At 52.6% G+C, this 22,741-nt stretch carries 18 protein-coding genes; 2 read left to right on the top strand and 16 right to left on the bottom strand.

Annotation, left to right across the window (positions count from 1 at the left end; all coding sequences use genetic code 11):
- Positions 1-165: 165 nt before the first annotated feature.
- From tpx to P1S59_07665, 13 genes are all read right to left on the bottom strand, one after another.
- Positions 166-669 carry a thiol peroxidase gene (tpx, locus tag P1S59_07725; protein ID MDF1526139.1) on the bottom strand — a complete coding sequence of 168 codons (504 nt, stop codon included), beginning with the start codon at positions 667-669 and terminating at the stop codon, positions 166-168.
- A 244-nt stretch (positions 670-913) separates the two neighbouring features.
- Positions 914-2,200: a class II fructose-bisphosphate aldolase gene (locus P1S59_07720; protein ID MDF1526138.1), complete on the bottom strand. Its 1,287-nt coding sequence runs from the start codon at positions 2,198-2,200 to the stop codon at positions 914-916.
- 188 nt (positions 2,201-2,388) lie between these two features.
- Positions 2,389-4,587, bottom strand: coding sequence for a bifunctional 23S rRNA (guanine(2069)-N(7))-methyltransferase RlmK/23S rRNA (guanine(2445)-N(2))-methyltransferase RlmL (gene rlmKL / locus P1S59_07715; GenBank protein MDF1526137.1), 2,199 nt, complete (start codon positions 4,585-4,587; stop codon positions 2,389-2,391).
- A 1,095-nt stretch (positions 4,588-5,682) separates the two neighbouring features.
- On the bottom strand, positions 5,683-6,165 hold the full coding sequence (locus P1S59_07710; protein ID MDF1526136.1) for a protein-export chaperone SecB: 483 nt from the start codon (positions 6,163-6,165) through the stop codon (positions 5,683-5,685).
- A complete protein-coding gene (locus P1S59_07705) occupies positions 6,162-6,692 on the bottom strand; it encodes a type II toxin-antitoxin system MqsA family antitoxin (GenBank protein MDF1526135.1) in 531 nt (176 codons plus the stop codon). The genes P1S59_07710 and P1S59_07705 overlap by 4 nt, the downstream gene beginning before the upstream one ends.
- A complete protein-coding gene (locus P1S59_07700; protein MDF1526134.1) occupies positions 6,685-7,020 on the bottom strand; it encodes a type II toxin-antitoxin system MqsR family toxin in 336 nt (111 codons plus the stop codon). Before P1S59_07700 ends, P1S59_07705 begins: the two co-directional genes overlap by 8 nt.
- Before the next feature lie 206 nt (positions 7,021-7,226).
- Positions 7,227-8,048 (bottom strand): restriction endonuclease subunit S, encoded by an 822-nt coding sequence (locus tag P1S59_07695; GenBank protein MDF1526133.1) that lies wholly within the window; start codon positions 8,046-8,048, stop codon positions 7,227-7,229.
- A 692-nt stretch (positions 8,049-8,740) separates the two neighbouring features.
- Entirely contained in the window at positions 8,741-9,844 is a 1,104-nt protein-coding gene (locus P1S59_07690) for a GntG family PLP-dependent aldolase (protein MDF1526132.1), read from the bottom strand.
- Between the two features lie 287 nt (positions 9,845-10,131).
- Complete coding sequence (locus tag P1S59_07685; protein ID MDF1526131.1) at positions 10,132-11,079, bottom strand: D-2-hydroxyacid dehydrogenase; 948 nt, start codon at positions 11,077-11,079, stop codon at positions 10,132-10,134.
- 121 nt (positions 11,080-11,200) lie between these two features.
- Positions 11,201-13,057 carry an ABC-F family ATP-binding cassette domain-containing protein gene (locus P1S59_07680; protein ID MDF1526130.1) on the bottom strand — a complete coding sequence of 619 codons (1,857 nt, stop codon included), beginning with the start codon at positions 13,055-13,057 and terminating at the stop codon, positions 11,201-11,203.
- A gap of 205 nt (positions 13,058-13,262) precedes the next feature.
- Positions 13,263-15,326 carry a PAS domain S-box protein gene (locus tag P1S59_07675; GenBank protein MDF1526129.1) on the bottom strand — a complete coding sequence of 688 codons (2,064 nt, stop codon included), beginning with the start codon at positions 15,324-15,326 and terminating at the stop codon, positions 13,263-13,265.
- Positions 15,323-15,598: a hypothetical protein gene (locus tag P1S59_07670; GenBank protein ID MDF1526128.1), complete on the bottom strand. Its 276-nt coding sequence runs from the start codon at positions 15,596-15,598 to the stop codon at positions 15,323-15,325. Before P1S59_07670 ends, P1S59_07675 begins: the two co-directional genes overlap by 4 nt.
- A 97-nt stretch (positions 15,599-15,695) precedes the next feature.
- Positions 15,696-18,182, bottom strand: coding sequence for a PAS domain S-box protein (locus tag P1S59_07665; GenBank protein MDF1526127.1), 2,487 nt, complete (start codon positions 18,180-18,182; stop codon positions 15,696-15,698).
- Between the two features lie 175 nt (positions 18,183-18,357).
- Here P1S59_07665 and sixA point away from each other — a divergent pair, with 175 nt between their 5' ends.
- Positions 18,358-18,816, top strand: coding sequence for a phosphohistidine phosphatase SixA (gene sixA, locus P1S59_07660; GenBank protein MDF1526126.1), 459 nt, complete (start codon positions 18,358-18,360; stop codon positions 18,814-18,816).
- 136 nt (positions 18,817-18,952) lie between these two features.
- Here sixA and P1S59_07655 read toward each other — a convergent pair whose 3' ends face one another.
- The gene (locus P1S59_07655; protein ID MDF1526125.1) at positions 18,953-19,435 is read right to left on the bottom strand and encodes a peptidylprolyl isomerase; all 483 of its coding nucleotides are present in this window, start codon (positions 19,433-19,435) and stop codon (positions 18,953-18,955) included.
- Between the two features lie 127 nt (positions 19,436-19,562).
- On the opposite strand from P1S59_07655, the gene P1S59_07650 reads away from it, so the two are divergent.
- A complete protein-coding gene (locus P1S59_07650) occupies positions 19,563-20,480 on the top strand; it encodes a cation diffusion facilitator family transporter (protein ID MDF1526124.1) in 918 nt (305 codons plus the stop codon).
- Between the two features lie 155 nt (positions 20,481-20,635).
- Here the strand turns inward: P1S59_07650 and P1S59_07645 are convergent, their stop codons facing one another.
- Together P1S59_07645 and P1S59_07640 are read right to left on the bottom strand one after the other, a co-directional pair.
- Entirely contained in the window at positions 20,636-21,457 is an 822-nt protein-coding gene (locus P1S59_07645) for a DMT family transporter (protein ID MDF1526123.1), read from the bottom strand.
- 133 nt (positions 21,458-21,590) lie between these two features.
- Positions 21,591-22,613, bottom strand: coding sequence for a hypothetical protein (locus tag P1S59_07640; GenBank protein MDF1526122.1), 1,023 nt, complete (start codon positions 22,611-22,613; stop codon positions 21,591-21,593).
- Positions 22,614-22,741: the final 128 nt, after the last annotated feature.

Here is a 22,741-nt window from a genome sequence, read left to right as displayed (position 1 = left end):
AAACACTTTCCTGGATCATGGGAACCGGGACAGGATGGAACAAACTTCCCACAGTTCCCGCTCGCTCATGTCGTGGAGGTTGACGTCAAAGAAACGATTTTCCCTAAAGCTGTGGGCGCCGCCGACGCATCCGATTCGAGAGCCCCGGTTTGCTGCCCTTGTCCCTTAACCTCCCAAGGCTTCAAGTGCCGCTTCGTAATCAGGCTCCTGGCTTATCTCCGGAACCTGCTCGGTGTAGATCACCCGTCCCATCTTGTTGATGATGATCACAGACCTGGCCATGAGACTCTTCATCGAACCATAGAGGATCCGGACCCCGTAGTTGTTGGCAAAAGCGCGATACCGGAAAGCTGAAAGGGTTATGGCGTTTTCGATCTCCTCCACACCGCAGAAACGTTTCTGGGCAAAGGGCAGATCCTCCGATACGCACAGGACGACTGTGTCCTTTAAGGAGGCGGCCATTTCGTTAAACTTGCGAACCGACCTGGCGCACGTTGATGTATCCAGGCTCAGAAAAATATTGAGAACGATGTTCTTTCCCTCAAATTCAGAGTAGGTTGCATCGGAAAGATCGTTCTTTGTAAGGGTAAAATCAGGGGCCTTGCTTCCGACCGCGGGAAGCTCCCCGCTGGTCCTGATCTCCTGGCCTTTGAGGGTTACAGTCGCCATGCTATATCTCCGGTTTTAGAGTGGTCTGGGTTATTCCAGCATTTTCCAGACATAAAATTCAACGCCCCATTGCGGGAATTTTATGTTGATGACTTCGCAAAAAGTCATCAACGCGCCCCGAGGGGGGCGCCCGAATCAATGACTGTCCATATAAGTCATTGATTTGTAAGGAAAGTGAAAACGACGCTTTTCACTTTCCGAGGAGCAAAAAGCCGATAACGGACTTTTTGCGACCCTGTCAATGTTAGTCCTCGAAATCCCCGGCCGGGCCCTTGTCTGAATCTATGGCTGCGGCCCTTTCGGCGATCTTCACTTTGGTCCATTGACGGGGGTCTTCGATCCGGCCCACCTTGGGTCCAGGATCAAAGGATCCGGCCGAGAGGATCGCCTCTATCGCCAGGGGAGCGGTATCAGCGGCGTTGAAAACTTCTGTGAGGAGACCGTATGTGAACTCCTCAACAGCACTGACCATCCTGGCCCGAACAGCTCCTGGCTGGCCAAGAAGCTTGTTCTCGAAAGGAAGGTTCAGTTTCTTGTAGTCGCCCTTCTTCCAGCCCTTGTCCGTCGCGTAACCGACCATCTCAGCCCACACCCCGTCGTCAGCTCCGGCGTTGCTGTCTTTTATGAATTCACCGTTTTCGGCGAGCTGCGCATTTCCATAATCGTTGACTTTCACTCCCCAGGAGATCATTTGCAAGGCGGTAGCCACGTTGGCTTTGGTGGTGGATGTTTCGGAGGCGATCTTCCGGAGCCTTTCGCTGCTGTTTCCAGAGGTCCCGTGCTGGGCTCCCGAGATCCCATAGGGTTTCAGAGCCTTGTGTATTTCAGAAGTAAGTTCGACCTGGATCCCCGCTTCACTGGCCTCAATGCCGTGGGTAGTCCCGTTGTTCAAAGCGATCCAGTCCGGGAATATGTTGTGGGCGTTGAGCCCCTGAACGAGGAAGAGGGCTTCTTCCAGCGTGGAAAGCCCTTCCTTTCCCTTGATCTCCCCAACTTCTGTTTCCAGCCCTGCCCAGCCCGGGACATACTGGGCCAGTTCGATACTGGCCAGAAGGTTCTGCTCGTCCGGAAGGTGGGAGGCATCAACTGCAATAGATGTCACGCCAGCGTCGAACATGGAGGGGATCTCCACACGCGCCCTCTCTACATCCGCGTCTCCCTTGATACCGTAATGGTCGGCGTGTATGGCCACGGGAACAGTAATGTGCAGCTCGTTGGCAATAGAATCAACCAGGCGAGCCAGGTTCCAGAAATTCACTGCACAGTATGCCCCGGCGCCGCCCTCCGATTTGGCGATCTCCACGATGATCGCCGCATTGGCCCTCTGGGCCGCCTTCAGTGCCCCACGGATGATAAACTGGTTGCGACCGTTGGCGGCGATGGTCATAGCCTTGCCCTTGGTGATCATAGCCCGGTCAATGACCTTGCCGCTTACGATGAGCGCCTTGGAGTTAGGGAAAAGATGAACGATGCTGGGTGGACGCCCTCTTTCAAGGGCTTTTGTAAAATCTTTCAGGGAAACAGCTGTCATGGCTTGCCTCCTTGTCAGCCTGGATGAGTTGCTCCGGGTTCAGATGGAAATATTCTACGGATGACCTGCCTGATCCAATTATAACAGGAACAGATTACACGGACAGGAGGGGGGAAAGCAAGGTTTGAGCCGTGATTAGTGAAGCGTGAAATCGAACAGGCTATGCGGTGCATTGTCAAGTTTGGTTTTCAGCTTTTGATCTTCTCCTGTGTGCTGAGTTCTGAGTTCTGCGTTCTGATTTTAAAGCATTTATGTATTCCCGGCCTTCTTTTAAAGTCCATGGGGATGGTGGCGTCGGTAATATCCTCTATCCTGAGATCGTCCAGGGCATCCTTATCAAGAGAAAACCCCCTGCGATTGGTGGAAAAAAGCAGTGTCCCACCCGTTGTGAGAAGTCCGGCAGTGTCCCGGATGAGAGAAACGTGGTCCCTCTGCACATCGAAATCAGTGTTCATGGTTTTTGATCTGGAATAGGTGGGAGGGTCCAGGAAAATCAGATCATAGCGCCCTTTTTCCTTGCGTATCCACCGGAGAACGTCGGCTCGAAAAAACCTGTGCTGCTGCCCTCCGAAGGAGTTCAGGCGCATGTTGCGGCGAGCCCAGTCGATATAGGTGTTGGACATGTCAACGGAAGTCGTAGAAGAAGCTTCTCCGATCGCGGCGTAAACCGTGGCTGAACCAGTGTAGCAAAACAGGTTGAGAAAACTTTTGCCAGCGGCCAGCTCCCTTATCATACTCCTTGTAATCCGATGGTCGAGAAAAAGTCCCGTATCCAGGTAGTCAGTCAGGTTTACAAGGAAATCAAGATCTCCTTCATCTACCCTCATGAACTGTTTTTGTTCCTCTTTTTTATCGTACTGAGACCCTCCCCGCTGTCGTCGCCGGACTTTCAAATGCACTGCGTCCTTCGTAACGCCCAGGACCTCCTGGATCTTCCCCAGAGCCGCCTCGAGACGGGCGGCTGCGCGCCCGGGATCCACGGAACGGGGCGCCTCATACTCCTGGACATGGACATGGTCATCGTAAAGATCCACGGCGAAGTTGAACTCCGGCACATCGGCATCGTAGAGCCGATAGCACGAGATGTCCTCTTTTTCGGCCCACTTGCCCAGGGTCCGCAAATTCTTTCGAAGGCGGTTGGCGAACATCCCGGCATCTGCGCCAGCCTCCGGGTCAGGGGTTGGTTCGGCTGATCCATCCAGGGTTCCCCTGGTGAAACGCTCTTCCTGAACATCGAAGTGCAGCAGACGGCATTTGATGGTGCCGTTATAAAGGTTGTTGGTCTTCACAGCCCGCAGGCCCATCTCTTTGCCAAGCTCCGGGTTGCCGGTGAAAACAGCGGCCCGCCACTGTCTGAACTGGGTCTTTAAACGCTCTCCAATTGTTGCGTAGAGGGCTTTGAGGTCCTCCCCTTCTCCCAGACGTTCCCCGTATGGGGGGTTGACGATGACCAGCCCCTTCCTGCCGTGTACGGCTGGCGGTACGGTCAGTGAATGGAGATCGAGACGCTCAAAGTGAATTCGCTTTTCAAGGCCCGCCCTCTGCGTGTTATCCAGGGCAGCCCTGATAGCAGCTCTGTCCGAGTCGTAACCCAGGATGACAGGCAGGCGTTCCAAACCCTCTTTCATGCGGTAGCGGGCCTCAACCTGAAGGTTGGTCCAGGTGCCGGTATGGTGGTTTTTCCACCCCATGAAGCCGAAAGAAGACCTCAAGATCCCGGGGGCGACATCGCCGGCCATAAGCGCAGCTTCGATGGGAAGAGTCCCGGATCCACACATGGGATCGATAAGAGGACTGCCGTCTATGGCCAATTGCGGCCACCCCACCCTTATGAGAATGGCCGCAGCCAGGTTTTCCTTCAGAGGGGCCTTCCCCTTTTCATGGCGATAGCCGCGTTTGTGCAGCGCCTCCCCAGACAGATCCAGACTTACGGTTCCCGTGTCCCGGGCAAGGTGAAGGTTTAAACGGAGATCCGGCTGCTTGATGTCGATGGACGGACGTGTGCCGAGAAGGTCCCGAAACCTGTCCACAACGGCATCCTTTACCTTCAGGGAGGCAAAGTGGGTGTGTTCAACTGTTCCGGCATTCCCGCTGGCGCTAACCGCAAAGGTGGAGTCGGGGGAAAAGTGTTCTTCCCATGGTACATCCCTGACTCCCTGGTAAAGATCATCCTCCGAAGTTACGGGAAATTCAGAAAGAGGAAGGAGTATCCGGCTGGCAACCCGGGACCACAGACAGGCTCGATAGGCCGTCTCAAGGGTCCCGGTAAAGGAGACACCTGCCGCGGACTCTTTCGTGCCTTCGGCGCCGAAGGAAATGAGTTCAGCAGCGAGAATGTCACCGATGCCCTTGGGGCAGGTAGCAAAGAACTTGAGTTTTGTAGACATACATACAGATTATGGGGAAACTGCTTACTTGTCCACAAAACTTGAGTTCTTCGCTCAGTGCAGAGTGTAAAGTGCAGGGTGCAGAGGAAGGCTTTAATCTTGGATAAAGCACAGTTATCATACAAGCGATGTTTTTCACCACGGAGGCACGGAGACAGGCGGAGGAAAACTTCAATGCTGGGTAAAGGCCGGTTACTATGAGGGAGATATTTTGCACCACAGAGCCTCAGAGGTCACAGAGGAAATCTAATTTGCTGGAAACCCTCCACTAACGTCATTCCGGGAAGAGCAGTCCAATAAGGCCCATTCCGAACTCTTCCCCTCCCTCCAGGCACGGCGAAGCTTTATGCGAAGACGGCTGAGGGGAGGGGATCGAGGGGAGGGTGAAATAAACGCGATGACCCGGAATCCAGCCATTCTTGCCGCGTCGTAGTTCCAGGAACGAAGACGGGTCATTGCGCTTGTCGCGTCGTAGTTCGTAGAACGTAGACGGAAACCGATACCCGTGTGAAGCAATCCCATAGATCAAAAGCTTTAACGCAGAGGGCCGCGGAGGCGGCCACCCCCGGCCGCGCCGCAGAGAACCGCAGGGGAAGGCAAGATCTGGGGGAAGACGTGGTTCCTGCAAGAACTGCAAAAGCTGATTCACCACGGAGCCACGGAGAAAGGCGGAGGAAAGCTTTGATCAGGGGGAAAGCTCGGTTCCTGTAAAAGCGTTAAAAGCCAACTAACCACAGCGCGGCCGATCTACCGCTGCCCCAGGCCCGATTCGTAGTGAATACGTAACACTTCCTTGATCCTGCGCATGGATAACCTCTTGTTCGCCAATGGTGCACCTCCTGAAGTGGGTAAAAAACAAACCTCAGGTGGTTTTACACCAGGTTCTCCAGCGCCGCATTGCCGTCAACGCCGATTCGACAACCAATTCCGGCGGCTAACCAAAAAGTGGTCAGTTTGCACTGGAATCGGTGGACAGTTTGCGTTGGAATCAGTGGACAGTTTGGAATGGAATGGGTGGACAGTTTGCGTCGGAATGGGTGGACAGTTTGCACCGGAATCGGTGGTCAGGTTGGACCGGAATACGCAGCCCCAGGGTTATTTGGTTTTGGTCTGCTTCTTCTTGCCGCTTGCCCTCTTCCCAGGTGCCGGCGGTTTCTGTTCAAGTTCTTCGCTCTCAGCGGCCTTGTACTCTTCATAGAGCGCATGGAAATTTACCGGTGAATGATGGAACGGAGGAAGGCCGGCTCTGCTTGTAAGATCGGCAACGACCTCCCTGATATAAGGGAACATGATCGCGGCACAGTTCACTCGAGCAACCGTTTCAAGGATTTCTTCATTTGGCATCTTTTCAAACTCAAAGAAACCTATCCCGGCCACCATGAAGGTGAAAGGTGAATATTGATTGTCGTTAGAAAGGCTGATCCTAACGAGAAGTTTTTTCCCTCTAGGTGAGTATTCGATGTTCAGACTGGTGTCTAAAGGAACATCTCCCTCGCCTTTCTTCCAGTTTGGCGTCGCATGGAACATGATATCGACGATTCTAATATCATTAAAACTGAAACTGTAACTTTCTCTCATATCAACCACCCCAGAGCAGTATGCTCAACTGTCTCCTCAGGCTGTTTTTTCTGCCTGTATTTGAATGCTGCCTCTTCAAAGCTGACGATGTTGTTTCTAAGAACCTGTCGCCTTTCGTGCTGCTTTATCCTGTCCAAGATTCCCGGATCGAAATCAAAGACGCGCAAGAGCAGGTCCATTGCACGGCCCTGGATTACCTGGCCGTTTTCATATCGGGCGAAATTCTTAAGACCAACTCCTAACTCCCTGGCCATATCTTCCTGGGTGTAGCCGAGCTTCTTGCGGATCCTCTTGATGTCTTTTGATGGAAGCAGTCCATCCACCTCCCGGAAGAAATCCTTAAGGATCTTTTGAGAATCCCTGGAGGATTTCTTGTCAACGAGGCCTTCCTCACAGGTGGGACATTCATAGATGATGTAGTCGGGGATAACCAGAGAATGGCCTTTGTACTCAAAGGTTTCTTCAATGACTTTCTTCTCCAGCTTCCCCGCGCCACAGATGGGGCATTCCTGTCCGTGCTTATACATTCTCGTACTCCTCATCGTATCCCGTGAAGGATGTCACCCGGGCCACTCCGTCATGGCCCTTTTGCAGTTTGATAAATAGGTCGATATCTTTATCATCGTCTGGAAGTCTGTAATAGTCATGCCAAAGCTTTGGATCGTGAAACGCTGTCTTGCTCAGGAAAAAGTGTTTTGGCTGTAGTTCCAGAACCTTCCTGATCACATCGTCCTCGCTATAACCAAGCGCGACAGCTGTCTTCCTGGCCTTCCCGACAATGTCACCAGTGTCATCTTCCTGAAGCAGTTCCTTAAGCTCATTGAGGTCATAATGGGGTTTCAGTTTGCGTCCCAAATCGCTTCCCCTGGATCAAGCATATCTGCACCTCCTTGCTAGCGATCAACATAAAGGTATCATAATGATACTTTATAAAAAGTCAACAGAGAATGTGCTCATAGTGTTAGCTACCAACAGGGAGTTGTTTGGTTCTCTCTTTAGTAGGAATGTCGCTGAAAACCTGATGCGGCTGCATCAGGCAAAGTCAACTCATATGGCAACTATCAGGCAGCCGTCATCGCTGCGACAATAGCTTCTGCATACTTGGAGGCCTTGGACTGTGCCAAGTTTAGCTGCTGTTCCAGTGTATCGCAAAGGGCCATGAGTTGATCGACCTTGGCAACGATGCGTTTTTGTTCTTCGAGGGGGGGGAGAGGAAACAGTCCCGAAAAAAACTGGCTGTCATTAATGGCTGGATAAGCAACACCAAGCATTTTGGATTCTACATATGAGATAAATACGGGGCTGCGTAGATACCAGAAAACATATCGACTCGATATCCCCCCTAAGGGATGCACGATAGCAAAAGCAGTACTAGCAATCGGGTCAGGTTCCAACTCCTTGTTGATCACTGCAACATTCAACAAGTACGGACGTACTGTCGAATAAATAACCGTCCCCAGTCGTACTAATTTTCTTGCCCGAGATGGTGCGTCAGCTGCTTCAATAACGGTGGGCTCATTAATGGCACCTTTTTCATTGTCGATAGCCGACACATCAATATAACTGAAAAGCTTATCGGGTACTCTTTGACCCCAATCTCTACAAATATTCCCGATGAGTACCCAAGACCAGCTATCTGGGAGTTCATAAGGAGCATCTCCCAAAGCGCTCAGCTTCTTGTTTCTTATCGCCTTCGCAACTACCAGCTTTCTTTTCTCGGCCTCAATCTTTTTCAACAAATTCGATGCAGGCTCAGCATTAGAATCCTGTGGAACAAGCCTCCCCCGTACAGCTAGTTGGAGTACTAATTCTCTTAATTTTGGGACCCCATTAGGTGCACCAGCAAGATGCTCAAAGTTTTCAAGGAAGTTTTCAGAGGTCATACTTTTTCACCCCCACCTCGGTCCTCCCCCTCCTTCGACAGGCTCAGGACCCCGAGCAAAGTCGAGGGGCTCAAGGGGGAGGAAGATTAAGGAACTGGACTATTTCAGGGTTCGCAATGACCCGTCTTCGCTCTGTGTGAAAAAGATCGCCTTTATAGTAACCGTCCCACAACCGAGACTTAAGGTTTCCTCAGTGTTCTCAGTGAGCTCAGTGGTGAAAAAACATCGCAATTATGGTAACCGCGCTTTCCTAAGACTCCAGGTTTAACCCTGTGTTACCCTGTGAACCCTGTGGTAAAAACATCGCAGTCATAACAACCGGGATCGCTTCCGTCTTCGCCTTCGGCTTCACCGTGGCAGGCCCATCTTCGTCCTCCGGACTTCGACGCGGCAGGCACGCCAGGCTGGATTCCAGGTCTGCGCTTCCGCCGTGGCGAGTCGCCTGGTTGACGGCTCGCGATGACAAGCATTACCCCAGTTCCTGACTTTTCTCCGTGTCCTCTGTGACCTCCGTGGTGAATGGACTTCAGAGCGTTTGCGGCATACGCATGCGCTCCCCCCTGATTCCAGGTTTCCTCCGCCTTTCTCCGATTTTCTCCGTGGTTAAATCCGCCGCTTTTACAGGAACCATTGTTTGGGCTGGATTCCGGCTCATCACGCCTTCTGCGTGCTGCGTTCTCTCTTTCCCCTTTCTACTCCCTCGACCGGGCTCGGGACCCTGAGCTTGTCGAAGGGTTTCTACTTTCTACTGCTCTCATTGTTCTCACAACTGCGTCTTCAGGTAAATCATAGTGCGTTACCATTCGGACCTTGTTTTTATCCAATGCCAGAGCCAGGATCCCGTGTTCTTTCAGGTGTCGGACGAACCCTCCAGCGTAGTTTTCGTCCTCCGGGATTTTTTCGCCGAACCACTCCGGCCCCACGGTGAAGATGAGGATGTTGGTTTGAGGATCGACGGGGATCTCGATACCTGACTTCTGTGCCAACCCTTCAGCCAGGAGCCTCACCGTAAGGTGGTCCTCGGCAAGCCTCCCTGTCATTTTTTCCAGGGCCACCAGGCCGGGAGCGGCCAGCACCCCCACCTGCCGCATACCCCCGCCGAACCTCTTGCGGACCCTTCGGGCCTCCCTGATGAAATCCGAAGACCCGCACAGAAGAGATCCGATTGGAACCCCCAACCCCTTGGAAAGGCAGAACATGACCGAATCGAACCCGGCTGCCACCTCATGGACATCCACACCAAGGGCGATAGCAGCGTTAAAGATCCTCGCCCCGTCAAGATGGACAGGCACTCCTTTTTGATGGGCAGCCTCCTGGATCTCCCGCTGCCTTTCTATCTCCATGACCGCACCGCCGCCCCTGTTATGGCTGTTTTCCAGACTAATAAGCCCGGTCCGCGACAGGTATCCGATGTCAGGCTGAATGGCCTCCGAAACCTGGCTGGCGCTGGGAAACCCTCCCACCGTGTTCAGGACCCGTGGCAGCAGACCGGAAAGCGCTGCCATGGCCGCCATCTCATAGTGCAGGATATGGCTATCGGCGTCGCACACAACCTCTTCCCCGGGACGGGTGTGGACCGCCAGGGCCACCTGGTTTCCCATGCTTCCGGTGGGCACATATAGGGCGGACTCGAAACCCAGCATGCCGGCAGCCGTCTCCTCGAGACGGTTGACCGTGGGGTCCTCGCTGTAAACATCGTCCCCCACCTCGGCTTCGGCCATGGCCTTTCGCATCTCGGGGGTGGGTTTCGTTACCGTGTCGGAACGAAGATCAATAAGGCTAATTTCAGATCTCATATCTCAAAGGGGCTATGGGCTATGGGCTATGGGCTATGGGCTATGGGCTATGGGCTATGGGCTATGGGCTATGGGCAGCTTATCTAAAGAGCCCGCAGTGTCAACAGCATAAAGGATTATATAGCATTTCGCCGGCACACCGATACCCCGACACTCCGACACAGAGCCTTTTCCCCGTGTCTCCGTGCTTGCCACGCCGTAGCTTCAGCGAAGGCGGGTCCCCGTGCTTGCCACGCCGTAGCTTCAGCGAAGGCGGGTCTCCGTGTCAGACGATTCCAGGTCAGCTCCTAGCTGACCACGTTCCTCGGTCTCCCTTCCATCCACGCCTTTACGTTCCCCACCACAGTGTCCATGAGCCTTTTTCTGGCCGCCAGTGTGGCCCAGGCGATGTGAGGAGTTATGGTGCAGTTCCGGGCCGCTAACAGAGGGTTGTTCTCGGGTGGAGGCTCCACCGAAAGAACGTCCAGGGCGGCTCCCGCTATCTGTCCGCCATTGAGGGCATCTGCGAGGGCCGCTTCATCCACAAGAGGGCCCCGTGATGTGTTGATGAGTATTGCTGAATTCTTCATCAGCTTAAGACGTCTGCTGTTTACCAGCCTCTTTGTTTCAGGTGTAAGGGGACAGTGGAGACTCACCACATCACCTTCGGCAAATACCGTTTCCAGATCAACAAATCGGGTCTCGCTGCTTTTACATGGTGTTCGCGTATGCACAATGACCACCATCCCGAAGGCCTCGGCGATCCTTGCCACAGCCCTTCCGATGGCCCCGTAACCGACGATACCCAGGGTCATACCTGCAAGTTCTACGAGGGGTCTTTCATGAAAGCTGAAATCCGCACAGGCTGACCATTTCCCTGCATGGACCGCTTCGGTGTGGTGCCCGACAGAGTTAACATGTTCTAAAAGGAGCGCGAAAACAAACTGGGCCACAGAATCGGTGCCGTAGGCCGGCACGTTGGTGATAACGATCCCCCGGTCCCGGGCAGCCTCCAGGTCAACAACGTTAACACCGGTGGCCTGAACGCCAATATAAGCCAGCTCAGGCAGCTGCCCGATGGCCTCCCGGTCCAGGACCACCTTGTTGGTCAGAAGGACCTGGGCTCCCTTCCCTCTTTCCACTAACTCATCGGGAGCGGTCCTGTCGTGGACGATACAATCACCCAACGCCTTCAGATCATCCCAGGAAAGATCGCCTGGATTCAAGGTGTAGCCGTCCAGGACAACGATCTTCATCGGCACCTCCGGTGCTGTCGTTCGTGGGTAAATGCGTTCGTGCGTACGTGCGAAAAGCATTTTCCCGGGATTATTTCCGCGCACACTCACGCACGCACCTACGCATGTACGTGTTCACAGCTTACCGTTCCAATTCCTTCTCCACCTTTTCCAGCTCCTCCGAGGCGGTCACAAGTACTTCATAACCCTTCTCTATCTCCCGGGTAAGGCTGTGCAGCTTTCTTGAAAGCTCAGAAATATGCTGCCCTTCTCCGGCATTGGAAGCCTCTATAAGCTCACTGTTTATCCTTTCGACCTCTGACTCCAATCCGGTGATCTTTTTTTCCATCTCTTTTACGCGCTGCTGGAGAGGCCCCATGATCCTGGTCCGTTCCTGCTGCAGACGGACCTTCTCTTTCCGAGACTCTTTTTTATTCTCCCTGACATCACTTTTAACGCCTGGCTTTTTCCCTTTTCCCTTTTCCCTTTCCCCTTTCCCCTCAGTTTCCTCCTCCGATTCCCATCCCACCTCATCCAGAAAGTTCTGGTATGTGCCATCGAACAGGGATGCTCCGCCTCTGTCGAAAACAAGGAGCTTCTCAGCCAGGCTGTGCAGAAAGTTTTCGTTGTGGGTGACGATAACAACGCCCCCTTCGAAATCTTCGATAGCGTCGAGGAGCGCCTCACAGGAATCCATATCCAGATGGTTTGTTGGCTCATCCAGAAGAAGGAGATTGTGTGGTTCCAGAAGCAATCGGCCGAGAAGAACCCTGCTCTTCTCCCCGCCTGAGAGTACAGAAACCTTTTTCAGAGCCGAGTCACCCTCGAACATCATTGTCCCGCTCACCGCTCTGGCTCTTGCCAGGGAACGGTCCGGTTCCACTGCCAGGAGCTCTTCAACCACGGTGCGGTTGGGCTCCAGCCGCTGAACATTTGTCTGCCCAAAGAAACCCACCCGCGTACGGTTATGGGTCCTGACCTCACCACCCGTGGGGGTAAGCTCTCCTGCAAGCACTCTCAGGAAAGTCGATTTCCCTTTTCCGTTGGGCCCGATAACGGCTATGCGATCCCCCTTGCCAATGACAAGGCGCACTTTACGGAAAAGCTCCTTGGAGTCCTGAGGCCAGCGGTAGGAAAGTTCACTGGCCTCCATCATCACCTTTCCTTCGAAAGGAGCCTTCCTGAAAGAAAAATCCAGGGTTCTTATAGCCTGGAGCCGTTCCGGAACCTTCTGCTTTTCAAGGGAGCGAATACGGGACTGGACCAGGCCCACGAGACGGGCCTTGGCCCTGAATTTGCGAATAAAATCTTCCGTCTGGCGGCGTTTTTTCTCCATATTCACGCGGGACTTTTCGTGAACATCCTCTTCCATGGCTATCTGACTGTAATACTTGCCCGTATCACCCGGTATTTTCCGCACCTTATGCCTGTGGATCCCCATGATGTGGGTCGTAACCGCGTCTATGAAACTCCGGTCATGGGTAACTACAAGAAGCTCCCCTTTCCATGAGAAAAGGAACTTTTTCAGCCAGCGTATCGCCACGACGTCAAGGAAGTTGGTTGGTTCATCCAGAAGAAGCAGATCCGGTTCCGACACGAGCAGCCGGGCGAGGTTAAGCCGGACCTGGTAACCACCCGAGAAGATCTCCGGGGGGCTGATCATATCCTCCGCGGAAAAACCCAACCCGGCCAGAATTTTTTCGGCCCGCCACGTCTGGTCCTTTTCTTCCTCTTCAAGCCCCAGAGCAGCCTCTTCCAGAACGGAGGGGCGGGTGAATTCCAGCTGCTGATGAAGATATCCTATCCGGTAACCTTTTGGAGCGGAGATGACCCCTGAATCGGGAGACTCCTCCCCTGTCAGAAGCCTGAGGAGGGTTGTTTTTCCATGGCCGTTGCGCCCAACCAGACCTACCCGCTCCCCCCGATTGATATTTACGGAGACCTCGTCAAAAAGGGCCTGTGAGCCATATGATTTGGACAGGTTCTGTATTTTGAGCATAGTAGAGAAATTACAGTGTCTGGTGGCTGGTGTCTAGAAATAGAATGTAGAACCTAGAATGTAGAACGTAGAATTTAAAAACCAAACGGCAGCCTTCGGATGACGTTCTTGCTTTCAGTATTCAAGGTTCAGACGCGGATGATCTTTGAATGGAACCGATAACGCTTTCTTCTGCGTTCTGCGTTCTACATTCTATATTCCGCAGTTAATACATTTCCGCCCCTGCCTCCAGGTACTCCTTGAAGGTCAGGCAAAAAGCAGTGCCCTGATCTTTCTCGACCTGAAGATCCGCACCCAGCTGTTCTGCCAGGATCGACACCAACCGTAACCCAAGTGTTTTCGTTTTACTTATTTTCAGATCGGCAGGCAATCCAATGCCATCGTCTGATACCTTTAATTCAAACTTTTCTCCATCCAACAGCCTTAATTTTATCCTGATTTTACCCTTCCCATTATCCGGAAAGGCGTGAGCCAGGGAATTGGATACGATCTCGTTTACGATAAGGCCGCAGGGAATGGCCGTGTCGATCGTGATCTCCGCGTCCTCAAGATCCAGATCGAGGCTGACCCTTCCGATTGCCATGGAGTAGGAGGCCATCAGGTTCCCGGCCAGTCCGCTGATATATTCCGCGAGGTTTATCCGCGCCAGGTCCTCTCGCTGATAAAGCTCTTCGTGGATGAGAGCCATGGTTTTGATCCTGTTCTGACTTTCCTTGTATATAGTCCGGACCCTCTCATCATCAATATAATGGGCCTGAAGATTGAGAAGGCCTGAAATGACCTGAAGGTTATTCTTGACCCGATGATGGATCTCCCGCAAGAGAGTCTCTTTTTCTGCAAGGGAGCTGCTGATCCTGTCATGAGCTTTCTTTCTCTCTGTGATGTCCCTGACCACCGAGAGGATTACCTGCTTGTCCCCCAGCTTGAAAGAATGGGCTTTCATCTCGCAAGGAAGTTCCTCACCAGTTTTACTGATGAGGACCCTCTCAAAGGAGGTTGATCCACCTCCAAGTAGAGTTTTCCTTACCGAAGCAACTGCATATCTGGAGATTTCACTTAAATCCAGTGGAGTGATCTCGAGCAGCTCTTTCCGGGAGTATCCCGTCATTTGGCAAAATGTGCGGTTTACTTCCAGGAAGCGCCCGGGGCGCCCACCTTTCTCGATCTCATGGACCACCACACCGTCATGAATACTGTCGAAGAGCATCTTGTATCTGGACTCACTTTCCTCGAGGGCATCCCTGGCGTGCTTTTGCTCGGTGATATCCTCCAGCACGGAGAGTGTGTTAACCAACCGACCCTCCGGGCTGAAGATGGGCAGGATCGTTTCCCTTAAATAGTGGCCGGGGACGGGAGATTCTATGTCTTTGGGTCCGACCTGAAGCATCTGCTCCTGAACATATTCGATTCTTTGGATAATGTCATCTTTCTGAGATCCGTCGGGCATGAACTCCTTCAGTGTGCGGTCCTGTACATCCTCTGTTTTGAATCCAGTCACCTTTTCATAGGCGCTGCTCACCCTTATGATACGCATATCGAGATCGTGGAGGACAAAGGCTACCGGGGAACCGTCCAGTATCTTCTCGTCAAGTTCCTGGACCTCCCTGAGTTTTCTCTCTGCCTCTACCTGAGCAGTAATGTCCTCCAGAACGCTAAGTGTATTGGTTACGTTTCCTTCCTCCAGGCCCCTCACCGGGAAGATAGTCTCACGAATAAACCGAGGGACCGGGGATGGTACCTGCATCTCTGTCGGTCCTACCTGTCCTCCAGATTCCAGGACCTTCCTGTGCCTGGCCTCCAGCTCCTGCCGGCCGGGCATATCTGGCATGAACTCTTCAATACTTTTACCCATAACGGCAGCTGGATCGTAACCTGTGACCTTTTTAAACGCCTTGGAAACCTTCAGAACCCGTAGATCAGAGCTTCTCAGAACAAAGGCCACGGGTGACCCATCGAGGATCTTCTCATCGAGATCCTGGATCTGCCGAAGCTTCCGCTCCGTAAGTTCCTGAAAAAATGTATAGAAGAAAAATGCCCAGAGTGCGGCAGTGAGTACCTCCAGAAAATCCTCCACCGGGTCGAACCAGTTTGTATAACCTGCCCATTCCAGGAAATTTCCCACATCGTGGCTGACGGCGAGGATAATGACAAAGGTAAATAGAGTGACCTCCGGTTTCCAGGGGGTTCGCCTGGCTGCGAAAAGAATAAACAGGAGTGCTGTCAGGGAAGCTGCGGCGGCGGCAAGGTCCATGAGGCTGACGAAGTTCACTGTATACCCCTCTCCTTGATCAGGGCGATCCAGCACCAGCCGGCAGCTGCCATGGAACTTGCCATGTAGCACACGTGTTCCAGAGCGTTCATGAAATCAGGGAGAACAAAACCTTCTACGATGGTAATGGTCCATCCCGCAAAAAGTGCTGAGTAGGCAAGGAGGATCCAGTTGGATCCGGGAATATTAGCGATGCGGCGCCGGTTGAGATAAATAAAAGTCGCGGTTCCGGCCCCGATCAGAAATGTGATCAGTTCACTCTGCTGGATCATGAGCGCCCCCCTGAATGCTTCATTCACTGTCAAAAGCGGAAAAGTAGACAGGCAATTTTACTTTTTTCCTTTTATCTACCTGCAAGCGGAAGCGCTATCAATAAAGGACACTTCCTGCCTCGTGGTATTCCTTGAATTTTATCGTAAAACTGGTCCCTTCCCTGCGATTTAACTTGAGGGTTCCGCCCAGCTGCCCCACCAGGACCGTGATGAGCTGCATCCCCAGGGATGTTGTTTTGTTGATGTCAACTTTACCGGGCATTCCGATGCCGTTGTCGCTCACTGTAAGCATATAGTTTTTGTTTTTCAGCTGCCTGAAGGAAAGGCTGATCGTCCCCTTTCGTTTATCGGGAAAAGCATGCTTTAAAGCGTTGGTCATCAGCTCGTTGATGATGAGACCGCACGGGATTGCGGTATCGACTACCATACTGGTCTTTTCGGTACTGATATCCAGATTGATCTGCTTCCTGTCAGCTCCGTAGGAGATCATGAGGTTTTCACACAGGTTCCGGATGTAGTCATCGAAATCCACCTGGCCGAGGTTCACGCTCTGATAAAGCTCCTCATGTATGAGAGCCATGGTTATGACCCGGTTCTGGCTCTCCTTGTAGATCTCCCGGCCCATCGGATCATTGATATGATGGGCTTGAAGGTCCAGGAGACCGGAAATGACCTGGAGGTTGTTCTTGACCCTGTGGTGGATCTCCTTGAGAAGGATCTCCTTCTCCCCGAGGGAGGCACGCAGCTGTTCTTCGCTCTTTATAAGTGCCTCCTCAGCTTTCTTGAGTTCGGTGATGTCCCTGGTTATCGAAAGGATGTGAGGCTCCTGTTTCAAGTTAAGGAGCTTCGCCGACATAAGGCCCTCCAGGATAGAACCATCCTTTGCACGGAATTTTGATTCAAGGTTGTTTACATAACCTTTCTGTTTCAGGCCGTCCGCGAATTTTTCACGATCCTGTGGATCGACCCATATTCCCAACTCAATGGAGGTTCTGCCCATGACCTCTTCCCTGGTGTAGCCTGTTATTTGCGAAAAACCTTCATTGATATCGACATACTTGCCATCTTCCAGCCGGTTGATGTTGACAGAGTCCGGGCTGGTGATAAAGGCGGTCCTGAACTTTTCCTCGCTCTCCGTGATGGCCGCCATGGTTTTTTTCTTTTCCGTTATATCGAGAAACCACACCGACATGGAGCGATAACCTGTCTTGAAGGCGTGCACCTCAAAGGCCCCGCTGATCCTGCCATCCCTGTAATCGACCTGCTCGGAATACCACGGATTGCCGCTCAGGCACACTTCACGATACCGGTTGATGATCTCGGTGTTTTCCAACCCGGGGAAAGCCTCCTGGATGGTCAAACCTGTTAACCGGTGGTGATCGATCCCGAGGATCCTGTCGGCTGTTGAATTGGCCCCGGAAAAGATGAGACGCTCCTCGGCATCGAGGCGATACATGTGTATGCCCATGGGAGAGGATTCCACGATACTCCGAAATTTGACCTCACTGGCGGCGAGTTCCTTTTCCATGGCCGCTTTTTCCGTTACATCCTGGCACAGGACAAGACGGGCCGGCCTGTTCATATAAGGGAAGTCTCCGCTGGTGATTTCCACATCGATGACGGATCCATCCCTTTTCATATACCGCCACAGGCCAAAGTGCACCTGCCCTGATCGCAGATCGGTGACGTTCTCCATGACCTTGGAAGCATCCTCAAGTGGACAGATTTCGGTGATCGTCATTGAGGTGAGTTCTTCCAGTGTAAATCCATAGATATCGACCATTGCCTCGTTGGCGTCCAGAATTATCAAGGTGCTTGTGTCGTAGACATACATGGGCACCGGATTGCTATCGAAGAGACGCCGATGCCGGGCCTCAGATTCGATTCTATCCTTTTCAGCTTTAACCTGATCGGTAATATCCTTGATGAAATAGGCCACCAAATGGACAGGTCCACCCGGTTCCGCTACCGGATTCAAAGAAGCTTCGAAGACCCTGTCATCTGACAGGTCAACAAGGCTGGTGGGCTTGCCGGTTTTAAGTATCTCCTCCATCCGCTCTTTACGATAGCGGGCTTTTTCCGGTGAGAGATGATCCCAGTAGAGTGTCCCCTCCATCTGTTCCCGCCTCTTCCCAAAGATATCGGCTGCACTCTGGTTGATGGACAGGATGTATCCCTGTCTGTCCAAAAGGAAGAACCAGTCCGTAGAAGCGTCAATGAGAGCCTTGGCAGCCTCCATGGAGCGTTTTTTATCGGTTACATCCCGGATTATGACCAGGACCTGTTTTTCATCAAAGAGAGTAAGCCTTGCCTCGTAGAAATTAAGTTTACCATCGATGGGAAGGCTGTACTCCAACAAACATTCCTTTCCCGTGTCCAGGACCTCTCTTGTCCTCAAGAGACCCGTCTTGGCAAGCTCCTCAGGGAGCACCTGCCCTATGGTTTTGCCAAGGAACTCTCCAGGCGGCAAAGCCGGTTCAAAATTTGGAGAAGGTTTGAAGTCGATCAGGACTCCGTTCCCGTCGATGATCAGGTACATATCCGGACTCGCGTCCAGTATTTTACTCAGTATGGAATAGTTCATAACTGCAGGCACACTCTCCTTTGTAAACAGCCATAAAAGACATTATTGTAAGTTAGAATTGCCCACAGCACAAATGTTATGGTTTTGGCATAATGGGATCAGATCGGTGAAGGGCCCCCAGGGCGCTCGACGTTCCAATCAAAAAGAGATTAAACACGGGTGAAGGGAGAGTGCGATGCTGCTTTACCTCATGAGACATGGTGAGGCTGTCAGCGAAGGAGAAGACCGGGCACGGCCTCTGTCAAAGCAGGGCGAAACCGATGTGCGTAATCTGGCCGGGCTTCTGGCCCATCGTTTCAGATTGATGCCGGGGCACATTTTCCACAGTCCCAAGGTAAGGGCTGCCCAGACAGCCTCCATTATCAGCCAGGCTCTTCCCAGGGCTCCTGCCCCCGAGGAAAGGGAGGGTCTCAGGCCATCAGATGATCCTGCTATCTGGTCCCAACATCTGGAGGTCGTGGACAAGGATGCCATGCTCGTGGGCCACCTGCCGCGCCTGGCTTCCCTGCTGCTCCTTCACGACAGCAGCAGGGAGATCATTGACTTCACTCCCGGTACAATGGTGTGTCTGGAAAAGGCCGGGACATGGGGGGTTAAATGGATGATCTCCCCGGACACATTGAAAAGTCTATAGTGTCCGGAGTTCCAGGTTCCAGGAATAAATAGGGCGGCCAATTGGCCGCTTTATTTTAGATTAGTTTTTATTCTGCGTTCTACATTCCATATTCCCTGTCCGCCATAGCCTTGGCGACGGCGGATGCATTCTTGCACTAGCATCCGCATCCCGACCCATGCACATGCTGACTTGCCTTGATCTCCTCCTCGGTGGCCTCCCGAACATCCTCGATGGAAACATCAAAGGACAGGGTCACACCGGCAAGGGGGTGGTTGCCATCCAGGGTGACGGCCTCATCGCCAACGCCGGCCACCACCATAATTAAGGTTCCGCCTTCATCACCCACCCGAAACTGCATCCCCACTTCAATTTCGTCAGACGCCTCGAACTCCGATTTCGGAACCTCGTGGACAAGAGACTCATCCCGGGTACCGTAGCCGTTTTCCGGTTCGATGACTACAGCGAGCTCTTCTCCCTTGGATTTTCCCTCCAGCGCGTTTTCAAGGCCCGGAATGATCTGCCCGGAGCCGTGCATATAATCCAGGGGTTCCCTGCCCTCTGAAGCGTCCAGCACCTCGCCGGTTTCGTCCCTTAGGGTGTAGTGAATGGACACCACGCTATTCGTTCCGATCTGCATCTGGTTCTCCTTTCCTGCTGTTACACAGCTAAAAATGTTATAAGGTAAAAAAAGGCCCATTTAAACACAGGTGTGGTCATAATTCCACTCCCTGGGAAACCTGACAACATTTAACGGCAGGTACAATATGTCCTCAGCTTCCAAAAAGGTTATCTGGGCGGCCCTGGTGGGCAACTCCCTCATTGCGATCACCAAGTTTTTTGCCGCGCTCCTCACCGGGAGCTCCGCCATGTTGTCCGAGGGAATCCACTCCCTTGTGGACACTGGCAACCAGGTGCTGCTCCTTTACGGCCTGAAACGCTCCGAAGCCCCTCCAGATGAATATTTTCCCTTCGGCCATGGTAAGGAGATCTATTTCTGGAGCTTTGTGGTGGCTATCCTCATTTTTGCCGTGGGAGCCGGCATTTCTCTTTACGAAGGCATCGTACACATCAGTCACCCGTCAAAGCTGACCAATCCAAATATCAACTATATCGTCCTAGGTCTGGCCTTTCTTTTCGAAGGGGCGGCCTGGCTTTTCGCCTTTCGCGAGTTTTCCAGAGCAAAAGGAAAATGGGGAATTATTGAAGCTGTCCAGCGGGGGAAAAACCCCTCTCTGTTTGTTGTCCTTTTTGAGGACTCCGCCGCTATGCTGGGCTTGATTGTGGCATTTATGGGTATTTACATAAGCCACCGTACTCACAACCCGCTTTACGACGGGCTGGCCTCCATCGTCATCGGGATCATTCTTGGAGGGACAGCAGTCTGGCTTGCCTACGAGACCAAAGGCCTTCTCATCGGGGAGAGCGCAAACCGCGAGATCGTACACGGGATTCGCATCCTGGCCGGTTCCTACCCTCAGATCCAATCGGTGAACGAAGTCCTGACGCTGCACATGGGACCGGATTTCATCCTCACCAACATCAGCCTGGATTTTGTGGACACTGTACCCGCCGGACAGGTTGAGGACGTGCTCGAACAGATAAGGATCGCCATCAAGGAAGAGTATCCTCAGGTTAAAAGGGTGTTTGCGGAACCGAGGAAGGCGGTGAACCGTGAACCGTGAACCGTGAACCGTGAACCGTGAACCGTGAACCGTGAACCGTGAACCGTGAAACAAACAACCCATGCAGTTATATGTCAAGCATGAATTGGAAGTAATTGAAATGCCTGTTGTCTTATGTTGTTACGGTTCACCGATTACTGATTACGGATCACGAATTACTGCTCTTTCCACCCAACCACCGCGTGCACCACAAGCGTTGTCACCAATAACCCCCCTCCAAGCACCGTCTCACCTGCTGGCCTTTGCCCTATAACCAGCCACACCCAGAGGGGTCCCAGGAAGGTTTCAAAAAGCATAATAAGACTTACCTCAGCGGCCGGGATGAGCTTAGGAGCCACAGTCATGATAGCCAGGGGAATGGGCATCACAACAGAACCCAGAACCGTGAGGAGCAAAATATCGGATGTACCTACAGCAAATGGTTCTGCCATGAACAGCGTCACAAGGGTGGTCAATATCCCGCTTAAAACAACTGCCGGTATCATACTGACCTTCCTGTGGCTGCGGATAATGACAAAGTTTGTGGCCATGATCATCGCTGTTGCAAGGGCCAGAAGGTCACCGAGAATGGTACCCGTTGAAAGGCTTCCGCTGAAGATAACGATGATGCCTGAAAAACCGGTTATAACCGCCACCCAGGTCCGTACAGGAACCCTTTCAGCCAGAAACAGCCTGGTTAAAATGGCTGCAAACAGCGGCGTCGCTGCGACAATGACCAGGGTGTTGGCTGCTGTGGTCAGCCGGATCGACATGACAAAGGAAACCGTACTCGCGCCAAATAAAAAGCCCGCCAGAATACCAGCGGGCCCCATGCGGAAGACTTCCCGTAATACTCCTTTTCCATGGGAACACACCAGCGCCACCGACAGGGTACAGGCTGTGAGAAGACCGCGCCAGAAAACGAGAGTCCAGGGATCAACACGGATAAGTGAGATAAGCAGGGCATCAGGGCTAAGGATCACCATTGCCGATACCATGAGAAGGGTACCTCTTACTTTTTCATTCCGGGGGGTCATGTTGATGGTCAGACCTGTACTGTTCTTGTGATTTGATCGTTAAAAGCTATAGGAACGGGCTGCCCGATGAGCTGTTCATGTATCGGTTACGGTGTCAGGGAGCCGGTACGGACCAGTAATAAACAGTGGCCGGACCCTGGGCCGCAGAGAACCATATCTGCTGGAGGTAACCCTTGTCAGAAGGGGTGGCTATTCCTGGAAAATCTTTTGCCGTATAAATGGAAAGCTCCAGTTCCCTGGGGCCTGTATCCCCTCTCGTAAGCACTTTGTCACCGGTGAGGTAACGGATACGGGCAACATTTTTGTTCTTGTCCGCACTGATCCATGAGTCTGGGGTGAACAGGCTGACCGTGGAGGGGTTACCATACATTCGTGTGTAATATTCAACACTGGATTGCAGTATTTTTCCCGGTTCAACGAATTCGGAGGTCATCTCCAGGTAGCCCTTTCGGGCCGTTTCGTTATCCAGGTCGTTGGCAAGACGAAAAGCCATTTTAACGGTTTCGCTTTGGTACCGGTTGCCGTAACGAAGAGAGGCAAGGACCAGTCTGAGGCTTTCCTCTCCAGTTGCCGATCTGGCCTTACCGTAGAGAAGTTCGCAGATGTTGGCTTTCATTTGCGGATCTGTCTCGGCTACGAATTGGAAAATGCTCTCGGCAATAGCCTCGTCCCCGCTGTCAAGATAGCCCTCGCCGCGGTACAGGCAGGATTGGGTGATATCCCTTCTGAGCTGGGGATCGTGCTTAACCGCCACTGTAAGGGCAGCCTTGGCTTCCTCCATGTCCCCGGCCAGTATTCGTTCCACCACCCGGTCCTTGATCTGAACGCTCATTCGAACAACAAGGCCGGGATCGATCTCCAGCGCCCTTTTAAAATGCACGCAGGCAATTTCACAATTCCTTGACCACAACCCTGCCACACCCAGAAGAAAATACCCCTCCGCGCTATCCGGGGATTCGGCCACCGCTTCTTCAAGCAACGGTATTGCCTCATTATACTTTCCGGTGGAGATAAACTCTTCGGCAGCATTGATATTGGCTGTATAGGCGGCCTGTGACGGCGCAGCAAGAAACAGTGCCAAAATGAGCAAAGTGAGCGTCGAATTCCAGGATTTCATGGCGTTCCCCCAATACAAGGAGTTGTTGTACCTGCGATTCCGGGACCTAAGGTTGATGACTTCGCAAAAAGTCATCAATGCGCCCCGCGCGGGGCGCCCAAATCAATGACTCACTCCGTAAGTCATTG

Source organism: bacterium (genome assembly GCA_029210965.1).
Taxonomy (GTDB): Bacteria; BMS3Abin14; BMS3Abin14; order BMS3Abin14; family BMS3Abin14; genus JALHUC01.
This window is presented reverse-complemented; position numbering and strand designations above follow the sequence as displayed.